Source organism: Streptomyces sp. NRRL S-37, from assembly GCF_000721605.1.
Classification (GTDB): Bacteria; Actinomycetota; Actinomycetes; order Streptomycetales; family Streptomycetaceae; genus Streptomyces.
The window spans coordinates 380,022-392,950 of the sequence record NZ_JOIZ01000019.1 but is presented as its reverse complement, the minus strand read 5'-3'; the positions used below and the strand labels follow the sequence as shown (position 1 = coordinate 392,950).

10 protein-coding genes and 1 pseudogene are annotated in these 12,929 nt (G+C 72.9%); 3 read left to right on the top strand and 8 right to left on the bottom strand.

Annotated features, from left to right (window positions below):
• Positions 1-15 precede the first annotated feature (15 nt).
• Positions 16-1,620 (bottom strand): amidohydrolase, encoded by a 1,605-nt coding sequence (locus IH50_RS0127595; RefSeq protein WP_030867876.1) that lies wholly within the window; start codon positions 1,618-1,620, stop codon positions 16-18.
• A gap of 229 nt (positions 1,621-1,849) precedes the next feature.
• Entirely contained in the window at positions 1,850-2,290 is a 441-nt protein-coding gene (locus tag IH50_RS0127590) for an Lrp/AsnC family transcriptional regulator (RefSeq protein WP_030867874.1), read from the bottom strand.
• 267 nt (positions 2,291-2,557) lie between these two features.
• On the opposite strand from IH50_RS0127590, the gene IH50_RS0127585 reads away from it, so the two are divergent.
• Positions 2,558-2,992 (top strand): hypothetical protein, encoded by a 435-nt coding sequence (locus tag IH50_RS0127585; RefSeq protein WP_030867872.1) that lies wholly within the window; start codon positions 2,558-2,560, stop codon positions 2,990-2,992.
• Positions 2,993-3,325: 333 nt separating this feature from the next.
• Here IH50_RS0127585 and IH50_RS0127580 read toward each other — a convergent pair whose 3' ends face one another.
• The 4 genes from IH50_RS0127580 to IH50_RS0127565 form a co-directional block, all read right to left on the bottom strand.
• Entirely contained in the window at positions 3,326-4,498 is a 1,173-nt protein-coding gene (locus IH50_RS0127580) for an acyl-CoA dehydrogenase family protein (RefSeq protein WP_030867870.1), read from the bottom strand.
• 274 nt (positions 4,499-4,772) lie between these two features.
• Positions 4,773-5,429 carry a TetR/AcrR family transcriptional regulator gene (locus IH50_RS0127575; protein WP_030867869.1) on the bottom strand — a complete coding sequence of 219 codons (657 nt, stop codon included), beginning with the start codon at positions 5,427-5,429 and terminating at the stop codon, positions 4,773-4,775.
• Positions 5,430-5,523: 94 nt separating this feature from the next.
• Entirely contained in the window at positions 5,524-5,664 is a 141-nt protein-coding gene (locus IH50_RS41140) for an SCO1431 family membrane protein (protein ID WP_107062155.1), read from the bottom strand.
• 142 nt (positions 5,665-5,806) lie between these two features.
• A complete protein-coding gene (locus IH50_RS0127565) occupies positions 5,807-7,177 on the bottom strand; it encodes a peptidase C39 family protein (protein WP_030867867.1) in 1,371 nt (456 codons plus the stop codon).
• A gap of 280 nt (positions 7,178-7,457) precedes the next feature.
• On the opposite strand from IH50_RS0127565, the gene IH50_RS0127560 reads away from it, so the two are divergent.
• Together IH50_RS0127560 and IH50_RS0127555 are read left to right on the top strand one after the other, a co-directional pair.
• On the top strand, positions 7,458-8,078 hold the full coding sequence (locus IH50_RS0127560; protein ID WP_078914112.1) for a uridine kinase family protein: 621 nt from the start codon (positions 7,458-7,460) through the stop codon (positions 8,076-8,078).
• 429 nt (positions 8,079-8,507) lie between these two features.
• The gene (locus IH50_RS0127555; protein ID WP_030867861.1) at positions 8,508-10,370 is read left to right on the top strand and encodes an AAA family ATPase; all 1,863 of its coding nucleotides are present in this window, start codon (positions 8,508-8,510) and stop codon (positions 10,368-10,370) included.
• Between the two features lie 140 nt (positions 10,371-10,510).
• On the opposite strand, the pseudogene IH50_RS40125 reads toward IH50_RS0127555, so the two are convergent.
• Positions 10,511-11,542: pseudogene (locus IH50_RS40125) on the bottom strand (hemolysin family protein); the annotation flags it as partial.
• A complete protein-coding gene (locus IH50_RS0127545; protein ID WP_030867857.1) occupies positions 11,539-12,870 on the bottom strand; it encodes a hemolysin family protein in 1,332 nt (443 codons plus the stop codon). The gene IH50_RS0127545 and the pseudogene IH50_RS40125, both read right to left, overlap by 4 nt.
• Positions 12,871-12,929 lie beyond the last annotated feature (59 nt).

Genomic DNA, 12,929 nt, shown 5'->3' with positions numbered 1-12,929 from the left:
CGCCGCCCGCGTGGATCACTCGCCCGGCCGTACGAACACCGTGCGCCCGCCGACCACGGTCCGCAGGCAGACCGGCAGGTCACGGCCGGGGGCGAGGTCGGGCAGGCCGGGGGTGCCGGAGCGGGGGTCGGTGGACCAGCGCGCCACCCGGTCGTCGGGTGCCTGGACGACGAGTTCACCGGTGTGCCAGAGGGCGTAGTCGGCGGGCGCGCCGGGCACCAGGACGCCCGCGTCGTCGCGTCCGACCGCCCGCCAGCCGCCGCGCGTGTGCGCGGTGAACGCGGCGCGCACGGAGACGCGGTGCTCCGGTGTGCGGTGGAAGGCGGCGGCCCGGACCGTGCCCCAGGGGTCGAGGGGGGTGACCGGACTGTCGGAGCCGAAGGCGAGCGGGACGCCGGCGCGCAGCAGCGCCGCGAAGGGGTTGAGGGTACGGGCCCGCTCCGCTCCCAGGCGCCGTGCGTACATGCCGTCCTCGCCGCCCCACAGGGCGTCGAAGGCGGGCTGGACGGAGGCGGTCAGGCCGAGTTCGGCGAAGGCGGCGACGGTCTCGGGGGTGAGCATCTCGGCGTGCTCGACGCGGTGCCGGGCGGCGCGGACGCGGGCGAGGCCGAGTGTGCCGGCGGCGGCCCGCATACCGTCCACGACGGTGCTCACGGCGGCGTCACCGATGGCGTGGAAGCCTGCCTGGAGGCCCGCCTCGGTGCAGGCGACGACATGGGCGGCCACGGCCGCGACGTCCAGGTGGGCGGTACCGGTGTGAGCGGCGTCGGCGTACGGCTCGTGCAGGCACGCGGTGTGCGAGCCGAGGGCACCGTCGGCGAACAGGTCGCCCGCGGCGCCGATCGCCCCCAGTTCCTTCGCCTTGGCGACGTCCTGTTCGGCCCAGTAGCCGACGACGCGCGGGCCGCTCTCCTCGGCGGCGAGCCGCAGCAGCCCGGTGAAGTCGTCCTCGGAGGAGATCTCCGGGCCCCCGCACTCGTGGACCGTGCCGATGCCGAGGGAGGCGGCGTGGGCGAGGGCGGCGCGCTGGGCCTCGGCGCGCTGGGCCGGCGTGACGGCGGCCAGGGCGGCGGCGCGCACCGCGTGGTGGGCGTCCCCGGTGAGCGGGCGGTCCTCGCGGGTGACCACGACCGGGACGAGGTCGAGGAGCGCCGTGGTGACGACCGCGGAGTGGACGTCGATCCGGCTCAGGTAGAGGGGACGGCCTCCGGTGGCCTCGTCGAGTTCGGCGCGGGTCGGGGGACGGCCGCCGGGCCAGCGGGCGGCGTCCCAGCCGTGGCCGAGGAGGACCCGGTCGTGCGGGCGGGCGGCGGCGAACTCCCGTACGCGGGCCAGTGCGGCCTCCAGCGAGGGGGCGGTGGACAGGTCGAGGCCGGTGAGGGCGAGGCCGGTGGCCGTGGTGTGGACGTGCGCGTCGGTGAACGCGGGGGTGACCAGCGCGCCGTCGAGGTCGATCACCTCGTCGACGCCGTCCGCGAAGGAGTCGGCGGCGCCCTCGGAGCCGACCCAGGCGACCTGGCCGCGCTCGACGACCATCGCGGTCGCGAAGGGGTCGGCGGGGCTGTGGACCTCGCCGCGGCGGAGCAGGAGGGTGCGGGGTGGGGCGGTGCGTTCACTCATGTTCCACAGTTTCGCGCGTCGTGCGGGGCGCTCCGCATGCAGGGCCGTCTCCGGGGGCGACGCGTCCCGTCCGTTCCCCGCCGGTCCATTGTGATCGCCCCCGCCGCCCCTTCCCTTTTCCCGTCCCTCCGGGGGCGCTGCCCCGGACCCCCGCTCCTCGAACTCCCCCGAAGGGGGCACCCCCGGAGGGGCTGAATCCCAGCCGAACGGGCTGGGAGTGGCGCGGCGTTCAGATGCGCGGCGGACGGGCTTCGTACGGGGTGGAGAGGACCACCGTCGTGCGGGTGGAGACGCCTGCCAGCGAGCGTACGCGAGCGAGCAGTTCCTCCAGTTCGTGCGGTGTGGACACGCGCACCTTGAGGATGTAGTTCTCGTCGCCCGCGACGCTGTGGCAGGCCTCGATCTCGGGGACTCCGGCGAGGCGGTCCGCGATGTCGTCGGGGGCGCTGGGGTCGAAGGGTTTGACCGAGATGAAGGCGGTCATGGGCAGGCCGACGGCCTCCGGGTCGACGACCGCGGCATAGCCGCGGATGACGCCACGCTGTTCCAGCCGGCGCACCCGCTGGTGCACGGCCGACGTGGACAGGCCCGTGGCCTTGCCCAGGTCTGTGTAGCTCATCCGCCCGTCCTTGACGAGCAGCTGCACGATCTGTCGGTCCAGCTCCTCCATGGCGCAAGAACCTACAGTGCGCTTGATCTCCTCGGACACCTGAGCCGTCCAGGTCATGCCTGGTTCGTGATGTGCCGGAGGCCACCGCGCGCGGTCCGGGGGGACAAAGCCCCCGCACCGGGCACCCGCACCTGGCATGTGACGAACGACACACCCTTCGGGCGGTCTCCGTGATGTTCCCGTGATTACCCCGAAGGGGGGACGGGAAGTGCTTGCTGTGGTCGAGGCCGCAGTGCCTTCACGGCCCAGCCCGAGGGGGAGAACCCAATGCAGAGTCTTAAGCGCCTTGGTCGTACCACGTCCAAGCGGCAGCAGCCGGTCGTCGAGCTCGACCCGGAGTACGTCGAACCCGACGTCCCGGACGAGGAACTCGACGCCTACGACACCTTCGAGATGTACCGGGTCGTCTGCCCGGACTGCGCGCAGCCCATCGCCCTGCTCGCGGACGAGGACACCCTGCCGGAGCACGCGCTGTGCGCCTCGCCGTGGAACCCGTTCGGGCTCACGGTCTGCGCCGGCACCGGCCGCCGGGCCGCCGAGGCGCGGCCGGCCGACGAGTCCGTCACTCCCCAGGAGCAGGACACGGCCCTGCTGTTGACGCTCCCTCAGGGACTCGACTGGCGCACCCAGCCCTTCTCGCACGTCGGCGGTCCGGGCTCGCGTCCGATCCGGGTCCCGGCGATGCGGCGGCACGCCGCCTGAGCGCGCACCGGTGCGGGGGCGACGCGGTCCGCCGCCCCCGTCCGCGCGGGACGGCCGCGAACGCACGTCCTGTTCCGGGGGGGCGGTGACCCGTCCGGCCGCTCCCGCGTTGCCCGGGTATGACGACCCCCACGCACTCGACGACCGGGCGTCAACGCCGCGTCTTCGTGCCGCCGCCCGCGGAGGCGGTGGCACTCGCGCCGCCCCGGCTCCCGGATCCGCCGATCTACCGCGATCTGATGCGGACCTGGGCGGACCGGGGCCGCACGCTGCCCGGGCGGCACGACTCGGAGTGGACCCGGCTCACCGCGCCCTGGCGGGGGCTCGACCCGCTCAGCGGGTCTCCGGGCCCGCGAGGTGGCGGGCGATGACCATCCGCTGGATCTGATTGGTGCCCTCGACGATCTGCAGGACCTTGGCCTCACGCATGTAGCGCTCGGCGGGGAAGTCCGCGGTGTAGCCGTAGCCGCCGAGGATCTGCACGGCGTCGGTGGTGACCCGCATCGCCGTGTCGGTGCAGTGCAGCTTGGCCATGGCGGCCTGCTTGGCGAACGGCCGCCCCGCGTCGCGCAGCCGGGCCGCCGTCAGATACAGCGCGCGCCCCGCCTCGATCTGCGTGGCCATGTCGGCGAGCATGAAGCGCAGTCCCTGGAAGTCGGCGATCGGCTTGCCGAACTGCCGCCGCTCGGCCGCGTAGCCGAGCGCCTCGTCCAGCGCCGCCTGGGCCAGGCCGATCGCGCAGGCGGCGATGCCGAGCCGGCCGCCGTCCAGCGCCGACAGGGCGATCGCGAAGCCCTGCCCCTCCTCGCCGATACGCCGCGCGTCGGGGACCCGGACGCCGTCGAGATGGACCTGGGCGGTGGGCGAGCCCTTCATCCCCATCTTCTTCTCCGGCACGGCGGCGCTCAGCCCCTCGGCGTCACCGGGCACCAGGAACGCGGTGACGCCGCGCGGGCCCTCCTCGCCGGTACGGGCCATGACGGTGTAGAAGTCGGCGATGCCGCCGTGGGTGATCCACGCCTTGGTGCCGGTGATCACCCAGTCGTCGCCCTCGCGCACGGCCTTGGTGCGCAGCGAGGCCGCGTCCGAGCCCGAGGCGGGCTCGGAGAGGCAGTAGGCGCCGAGCAGGCCGCCACCGAGCATCGCGGGCAGATGCTCGGCCTGCTGCTCCTTGGCGCCGAAGGCGGCGAGCGCGTAGGAGGCCAGGGTGTGCACGCTGACGCCGAGGCCGACGGTGAGCCGGGCCGCGGCGAGCTCTTCGAGGACCTGGAGGTAGACCTCGTACGGCTGGTCCCCGCCGCCGTACTCGGAGTCGTAGGGGAGGCCGAGCAGGCCGGACTCGGAGAGCAGGGTGAACAGTTCGCGGGGGAAGCGGCCCGCGTCCTCCTCCTCGGCCGCCCGCGGGGCGACCTCGCGCTGCGCGATGTCGCGGACGAGCGAGATGAGGTCCCGGGCCTCGTCCGTGGGCAGTTGCCGGTCCACCGGCTGCGGGGCGCGGTCGGGCATGGCGACGCTCTCCTCCCTGTTCGGGCACATCGGCGTGCGCCTTGGGTGGGGGCGGCTCCGCCGGGGTCGTATCGGTGCCTGGCCGATGCTCGCACTTCCGGGTCTCGGAAGCTGCTGACCAGCGGCTGTGCGCTGCGAGTATGCCCGATCGGCCGCAGCAAGTCACCAGTTAACGACCGCTCACTCGAAAAAGTTTCCACGCCCTCGCCGAACGGAACATTCCGCCGAGAGGCGGCACCCGGAACGGGAAACCGATCAGGGGCCGGGGCCCGTCTCAGGTGTCGCGGCGGGCGGGCGCCGGGGCCGGGTGGGCGGGGTCCAGCTCCTCGATGGCGCGCATGGCCCCGCCGAGCGTCTTCACCAGCAGCTCGGTCATGGTCTCGCGGGACAGTTCACCGCGGTCGATCCAGGCGAGCGCGGCGCCCTCCACGCTGCACACCCAGGCCAGCAGCCCCATCCGCGCCACCGGCGCGATGTCCGTACGGCCGTAGGCGCCCTCGGCGATGGTCGCGACGATGGCCTCGCGCACTCCGTCCCGGATGGCGTGCACCTCGGTGTCGAAGCCGACGCCGCCGCTGACGATCGCGCGGTAGGCGGCCTGGTTGTGCTCGGCGTACCGCAGATAGCTGTCGACGGTGCGGTGCACCCGCTCCACGGGCGGCAGTCCGGCACCGCTCGCGGCGAAGCCGACCAGGCCGGCCACCGAGTCCTCGATGATCGCCAGGTAGTAGCCGCGCTTGGAGTGGAAGTAGTAGTAGATGAGCCCCTTGGCGACCTGCGCCTGACGCGCGATGTCGTCCATCGAGAGCGCGTCGTACGACGTGTCCGCGAACAGCCTCCGCCCGATGGCGATGAGTTCGGCGCGGCGCGCGGACGAACGCTCGGTACCGCGCGCCGCGGGGCGTACGGCGGACTGCCGGCTGATGTTCAATGTCGACCCAGGTCTTCCTGCGGGCGGTGGGACATCCCGCCGCAGTATGTCAGGTCGTCCTGAAGGCTCGGGCCGGTGACCCCGCGGCCTGGGGTTACAGCAGTCCCAGCTGGGTCACGAACATCGCGAGGACCACGACGAGGGTCCATCCCATGGCGTGTTCGAGGATCTTCGGGCCGTCCTCCCGGGGGCCGCCGGTGCGGGCGCGGGTGACGGTGGCTGCGTTCGTGGTCATGTCTTCTCGCCGGTCTCCGTGGTGCGGTGGACTCCCCCTGTGACTGACGTCCACTTTGCCACCGTGAACGGCTTGTGCGACCGAGACGTCGGTCACAGGCGTCCGGCGGCCCCGGCCCGTCCGGGGCCGCCGGCGGGCCGGCTCAGCGCACGCCCACCGCCGCGAGCGCCTTGCGCTGCCGCGGGGTCGGCCGGGCCGGGAAGTAGAGGTAGCAGACCCCTCCGGTGCCGGACACCACCTTCCCGGAGGCGTTGTACCGCTTGGTCCGCAGCCAGATGTTCTCCCACTCGCGCCGCCGGTAGACACGGCGCACGGCCGCGTTGTCGTCCGAGGCGGGGTCGTTGGCGATCACATCGCCGTCGGCGGTGAAGCCGATCACCGTCATCAGGTGCCCGGAGGTGCCGTACCCCGCCCCGGTCAGCTCCTGCGCCAGGAACGACTGCGACGTGATGGCCGGGATGCCCGCGGCGACCAGCGTCTCCAGGTCGGTGAGGGAGCCGAGGCGGGTGACCACGCCCGCCAGTCCGTCGAAGGTGGCCGCGTAGGCGGCGTTGAACGGCCAGTTGCCGCAGCCGGCGTACTGGTGGTCGTACGTGTACCGGGCCGCGTGGCAGATCTGCGGGTCGGCGTAGGACGGGTCGACCCAGGAGAGCTGCTCCTCGGTGAGCCGGCCGCCCCAGTACTCGATGATCATCTGCGAGGAGGTGGGGCTGCACCAGGCCTCGCCGCCGTTGTCGTACTCCGGGTACTGGCCCTTGTGGATCTCCTGCGAGTAGCGCGGGACGATCAGCTCCTTGGCGAGACCGGGCCGGGAGGCGGGGACGGTGAACCGGTCGGGGACGTCGGAGCCCATCGCGCCGAGCCGCCACACGGTCGGGGTGAGCCGGGTGCCGGGGCGGCGGTGGAGGGTCAGCCGCAGCCGGTACGCGACGACGCGCAGGCCCGAGGCCGCGTCGTCCACGGAGAGCGTGTCCGTCCAGACGGTGCTCTTCCCGTCGCTCTGGCCGTCCACCGAGGTGCGCCGGATGTCCTGATCGCCGGCGGCCCAGCGGCCCATGACGTACCAAGGGGTGTCCGTGCCGTCGGAGTAGGTGCCCTTCAGCTCGGTCTGGAGCCAGGTTCCCGCGGGGGTGTGCGCGTTCCAGGAGGCGATGACCTCCGTCGCCGGAACCCCGAGGCGGTGCACGGGCGAGGTCCAGGTCGCGTACTCCCAGGCGGCCGTGCGGCCGGTGTGCGGGTCGGTGTAGTCCGTGGTGCCGGCGGGCCTCGCGATCAGAAGGCCGGGGCGGACACCGGCGACGGCACGGGTCCCGACGGCGGTGCCGCCGCGCCAGTCGGTGTACGAGGTCCAGAACCGGTTGTCGACGGGGCGGGCGGCGGTGTCGGTGGCGTGTCCGGCCGGGGTGCCGGCCGTCGGGGTTCCGGCGGACGCCGGGCCCGCGCTCCCGGCGACGGCGGTGACGACCGCCGCGGCCAGGAGGGATCTGCGGGACGGCAGTTCGGCTCTGCTCATGGGTGGGGGACCCCCAGGTGTCGGAGTCGGGACGGGACCACAGCACGGCCGGACGGACGGCGTGCGTCCGCCGGCTGGAACGGTCGTGCGCCCACTATGAACGCAGCCGGGCGGATCCTGCCAGCACCCCGGCCGTACCACGCCCGGCCGACATGGGACTCGACCAATGGCGGGCCCCCGGTGGACCCGCCCGGCCGAGGGCCCGTCCGTCCGGAGGCCGTCCGCCCGAGGGCCTAGAGTGCTCCGGTAAGCCCTCCCTCCTCTCCCCCAGGAACCAGCCATTCACGATCTCGCCTCCCGCATCCGCCGGCTCACCCCCTCGTGCGGCCCGGTCCGGCTCGTCGGCGTCGACGGGCACGCCGGCTCGGGGAAGTCGACGTTCGCCGTACGGCTGGCCGAGGCACTGGAGGGCGCCCCGGTGCTGCGGCTCGACGACATCGCCAGCCACGCCGAACTGTTCGACTGGACCGGGCGGCTGCTGAGCCAGGTGATCGAGCCGCTCGGCCGCGGCGAGACCGCGCGTTACTCCCCCTACGACTGGCGGACCCGCCGCTTCGGACCGCCCCGCCCACTGCCGCCCGCCCCCGTGATCGTCGTGGAGGGCGTCGGCGCGGGGCGCCGGGCCCTGCGCCCGTATCTGGCGCTGCTGCTGTGGATGGACCTCTCCCCGGAGGAGTCCTGGTCGCGGGGGCGGGCCCGCGACGGCGCGGAGCAGCGGGAGTTCTGGGACGGCTGGGTCCGCGCGGAACACGAGCACTTCGCGGGTGACCCCTCACGCCCCTTCGCGGGGCTTCTGGTGCGGCAGCGCCCTAAGGGATACGAGCTGCTTCCCGGGCCCGCCGGGACGGGTGAATCACCCCCTCCACTCACGCAGGGTGATGACTCACCCGCGTTGTGGTGAACCTGTGAAGAGCGGTCCCGGACAAGTTGCCGGAGTGCCCCAACTCCGCTTGACCGGGGGCGCGTACAGGTCTTACGTTCTCAATGTGCGGCCCTTCGGAGCCGCCGGCAGACGCGAAGCCCCCGGTTGTTCCCCCGTGATCGGGGGCTTCGTTCTGCCCTCTTCACGCTTTTCGGACGCTCAGCGGCATATGACGATCACTCTGGGTCACCGCACAGGGTCCGCGCTCCCCCTCCCACCTCGCCCTTCGGCGGGTACGGCACCCTACGGACGTACCGCCGCCGCGGGTACGATGCCCTCGGTGCGACCTGTGGACGCTACTTCGCGCACCTTCCAACTCCGGTCCGCGGTACAGCGGTTCGACCAACGGGAGCCGACGGACGAGGGCCGGCCGGCACACCGACGGGGGCACGGTTCGTGGGGGACGTGATGGACTTCGGCACGCAGGGCCCGCAAACCCCGGCCGACCTCGCCTGGCTGCGGGGCGTGGACGCCTACACGATGGGCGCCTATCCGCAGGCGGAGGAGGAGTTCCGGGCCGCGGTGCGGATCGACCCGGGGATGGCCGACGGCTGGCTCGGACTGCACGCGCTGCGCGTCGACACGACGACCGCGCTGCTCAGGATGTTCCGGCACCGGGAGCGCTTCGGCGAACAGCGCGCCCGCCACCGCCGCACCCTCAACTCCTGGTACTGGCTGGGCTGGTGGGTGCAGCCGGTGCTGGAGAGCCCCCGCGATCTGCTGCTGGCGCACGCCTCCCACTGGCTGGACGGACGCCACGTCCCCGAGCTGGACCGGGCGCTGGCCGGACTGCCCCCGGTGGACACCGATCCGCAGGTCCGCTTTCTGCACGCCTGCCGCGCCTACCTGGTCAAGGACTGGGAGCAGCTGGTCCGGTACACGGACTCCCTCGTCGAGGACCCGCTGCTGGGCATCGAGGCCGGCCTGTTCGGCGGCATGGCACGGGTGCGGCTGGAGATGTACGGGCAGGCCGAACCGCTGCTGTCGGCGGCGTTGATGCGGTGCCGCAGCGAACAGCCGCAGCGCAAGGAGCTGCGCTACTGGCTGGCCCGCGCCCACGAGGGGACCGGCCGCAGCGCTGCCGCACTCCCCCTGTACCGGGCCGTGCACCGGGTCGATCCCGCCTTCATGGACACCTCCGCCCGGCTCGCCGCGATCGCCGAGGGCGACGGGTACGACGACTCCGCCGATCTCGCCGCGATCACGCTCACCGGGACCGGGCAGGACGTCATGGACGGCCCCGACATGCTCGATCCGCTGTTCGGCACCGAGGGACGCGACCTGCGGCTGTCCGAGCCCGAGCCCGTGCCGGGTCCGCTGCCCCCGGTCACCGCTCCGGCTGTGCGGGAGCGGACGGGTTCCGGGGCGTCACCGCTGCCCACCGGGCCCACGGACCCCGCCTTACTGGAGGAGGCGCTCGCCGAACTGGAGCGCATGGTGGGCCTGGAGCCGGTGAAGCGGCAGGTCAAGGCGTTGTCGGCACAGTTGAACATGGCGCGGCTGCGGGCCGGGCAGGGGCTGCCGGTGCAGCCGCCGAAACGCCACTTCGTCTTCTCCGGGCCGTCCGGGACGGGGAAGACGACGGTGGCCCGCATCCTCGGCCGGGTGTTCTACGCCCTCGGGCTGCTCGGTGGTGACCATCTGGTGGAGGCCCAGCGGGCGGATCTGGTCGGTGAGTATCTGGGGCAGACCGCGGTGAAGGCCAACGAGCTGATCGACTCCGCGCTGGGCGGGGTGCTGTTCGTGGACGAGGCGTACTCGCTGTCCAACTCCGGGTACGGCAAGGGGGACGCGTACGGGGACGAGGCGCTGCAGGTGCTGTTGAAACGGGCGGAGGACAACCGGGATCACCTGGTGGTGATCCTTGCCGGGTATCCGGAGGGGATGGACCGGCTGCTCGCCGCGAACCCCGGGCTGTCGTCGCGGTTCACGACCCGGGTGGACTTTCCCTCGTACCGGCCGCTGGAGCTGACCTCGATCGGGGAGGTGCTGGCGGGGGAGAACGGGGATGTGTGGGACGAGGAGGCGCTGGACGAGCTGCGGTCGATCGCCGGGCACGTGGTGGACCAGGGGTGGATCGACGAGCTGGGGAACGGGCGGTTCCTGCGGACGCTGTACGAGAAGAGCTGTGCTTATCGGGATTTGCGGTTGTCGGTGTATCCGGGGGCGCTGACTCGGGATGATCTGGCTACGTTGCGATTGCCGGATTTGATGCAGGCGTACGGGGAGGTGCTGTCGGGGCGGGGGCCGGCGGACCCACCGGGGCTGTGAGGCCCCGGTGGGTGGGCTGGCGGGGGGGTGTCAGCTCGCCCCGCTGGAGGGGTGCCTCCCCCACTCTCGGCTTCGCTCGAGCGGGGGGACCCCCATCGCCCACCCGTGCCGCCCTGGGGGTACCTCCCAGGCCCTTGAGGCACTGGGGTCACCTCTCGGTGGGCCGGGTCGCGTACCTCGCCCACCAGGAGTTCCAGGACGTCCTCCAGGGCCACCAGTCCCAGGACCTTGCCGGAGGGGTCGGAGACCTGGGCCAGGTGGGTCGCCGCGCGGCGCATCACCGTGAGGGCGTCGTCCAGGGGGAGTTCGGGGCGGAGGGTCGTCATCGGGCGCCACAGGCGCTGCGGGACGGCGCGGTCGGAGTCCTCCAGGTCCAGTACGTCCTTGACGTGCAGGTAGCCCATGAAGGCACCGCTGTCCGCGGCCACCGGGAACCGGGAGTACCCGGTGCGGGCGGTGAGCTCCACGATCTGCCCGGGGGTGACCGCGGGCGTGACCGTCACCAGTGACTCGCGGTCCAGCAGGACGTCCGTCACCGGGCGGGAGCCCAGTTCCAGCGCGTCCTCCAGGCGCTCGGCCTCCTCGGGGTCGAGGAGGCCCGCCTGACCGGAGTCCTCCACCAGCCGGTTGAGCTGTTCGCTGGTGAAGACGGCCTCGACCTCGTCCTTCGGTTCGACGCGGAACAGCCGCAGGACGGCCTGGGCGCAGGCGCCGAGCGCGATCGTGACCGGCCTGCACAGGCGGGCGAACCAGACCAGGCCGGGGCTCAGCCACAGCGCGGCCTTCTCGGGGGCCGCCATCGCCAGGTTCTTCGGGACCATCTCGCCGATGACGAGGTGGAAGAAGACCACCGCGGCGAGCGCGATGACATAGCCGAGCGGGTGGATCATGCCGTGCGGCAGGCGCATCCACGCGAAGACCGGCTCCAGCAGACGGGCGACCGTCGGTTCGGCGACCGCGCCCAGGGTCAGCGAGCAGACGGTGATGCCGAACTGGGCCGCCGCCATCATCTGCGGCAGGTGCTCCAGGCCGTACAGCACCCGACGGGCGCGGGCCGTGCCGAGCGGTTCGACCTGGCTGCGGCGGACCGAGACCAGCGCGAACTCGGCGCCGACGAAGAAGCCGTTGGCGAGCACGAGCAGCGCGGCGAAGAGGAGTTGCAGCACGCTCATCCGGCCACCTCCACCAGCGGCAGCGGGGCCGTTCTGACCAGGCGGACACGTTCGGCGCGGTAGTGGCCGACCCTGCGGACCGAAAGCCGCCAGCCGGGCAGTTCCGCGCGGTCGCCGACGGCCGGGATCCGGCCGAGCAGATCGGCGACCAGGCCGGCCACCGTCTCGTACGGGCCCTCGGGCACCTCCATGCCTATGCGCCGCAGGAGGTCGACCCGGGCGCCGCCGTCCACGTCCCAGGCGGGGTTGCCGTCCTCGGGCGGGGCGGGGGCGAGTTCGGGGACGTCCTGTCCGTCGTGCTCGTCGCGCACCTCGCCGACGATCTCCTCGACGATGTCCTCCAGCGTGACGACGCCGGCCGTGCCGCCGTACTCGTCGACGACGACCGCGATGGGCTGCTCGCTGCGCAGCCGCGTGAGCAGCGGTCGTACGGGCAGGGTCTCGGGGACGAGCAGCGCCGGGCGGGCGATGCGGCCCACGGGGGTGCGCAGCCGGTCGTGCACGGACACCGCGAGGGCGTCCTTGAGGTGCACCATGCCGACGATCTCGTCAATCCGCTCCCGGTAGACGGGGAAACGGGACAGACCGGTGGCCCGGGTCAGGTTGACCACGTCCTCGGCGGTCGCCGAGGACTGCAGGGCGCTGACCTTCACACGCGGTGTCATGACGTGCTGTGCGGTCAGTCCGCCGAGGGACAGGGTGCGGACGAAGAGGTCCGCCGTGTCCTGTTCCAGGGCGCCGGCCCGGGCGGAGTGCCGGGCCAGGGAGACGAGTTCGCCGGGGGTGCGGGCGGAGGCCAGTTCCTCGGTGGGCTCGATGCCCAGGGCCCGCACCAGACGGTTGGCCACGGCGTTCAGCCCGGCGATGACCGGGCGGAAGAGCCGGGCGAACACGTGCTGCGGGCCGGCCACGAAGCGGGCGACCTGCAGGGGGCGGGACACGGCCCAGTTCTTCGGCACGAGTTCGCCGATCACCATCTGCACGGCGGAGGCCAGCAGCATGCCGACGACCACGGAGACACCGGATACGGCGCCCTCGGGGACACCGATGCCGGTGAAGGGGCCGTGCAGCAGTCCGGCGAGCGCCGGCTCGGCCAGCATGCCGACGACGAGGGAGGTGATGGTGATGCCGAGCTGGGTGCCGGAGAGCTGGAAGGAGAGCTCCCTGAGCGACTCGACGACCCGGCGGGCACGCCGGTCGCCGCCCGCGGCGGCCTCCTCGGCGTCCGGTCGCTCGACGGTGACCAGGCCGAACTCGGCGGCCACGAAGAATCCGTTGGCCAGGATCAGCAGGAAAGCGGCTGCCAGAAGCAGCAAGGAGGTGGTCATGATGCCGCCGCCTCCGCATGCGCGCGGACCTGGAGACGCGGGTCCGCGCTATGTCGGCA

What these genes read in the sequence shown, in the direction of transcription:
- IH50_RS0127580 (WP_030867870.1), bottom strand. Translation starts at nt 4,498, where the DNA reads ATGCCCGACCGCGCCCCGCAGCCGGTGGACCGGCAACTGCCCACGGAC.
- IH50_RS0127565 (WP_030867867.1), bottom strand. Translation starts at nt 7,177, where the DNA reads ATGAGCAGAGCCGAACTGCCGTCCCGCAGATCCCTCCTGGCCGCGGCG.
- IH50_RS0127595 (WP_030867876.1), bottom strand. Translation starts at nt 1,620, where the DNA reads ATGAGTGAACGCACCGCCCCACCCCGCACCCTCCTGCTCCGCCGCGGC.
- IH50_RS41140 (WP_107062155.1), bottom strand. Translation starts at nt 5,664, where the DNA reads ATGACCACGAACGCAGCCACCGTCACCCGCGCCCGCACCGGCGGCCCC.
- IH50_RS0127585 (WP_030867872.1), top strand. Translation starts at nt 2,558, where the DNA reads ATGCAGAGTCTTAAGCGCCTTGGTCGTACCACGTCCAAGCGGCAGCAG.
- IH50_RS0127590 (WP_030867874.1), bottom strand. Translation starts at nt 2,290, where the DNA reads ATGGAGGAGCTGGACCGACAGATCGTGCAGCTGCTCGTCAAGGACGGG.
- IH50_RS0127555 (WP_030867861.1), top strand. Translation starts at nt 8,508, where the DNA reads ATGGACTTCGGCACGCAGGGCCCGCAAACCCCGGCCGACCTCGCCTGG.
- IH50_RS0127545 (WP_030867857.1), bottom strand. Translation starts at nt 12,870, where the DNA reads ATGACCACCTCCTTGCTGCTTCTGGCAGCCGCTTTCCTGCTGATCCTG.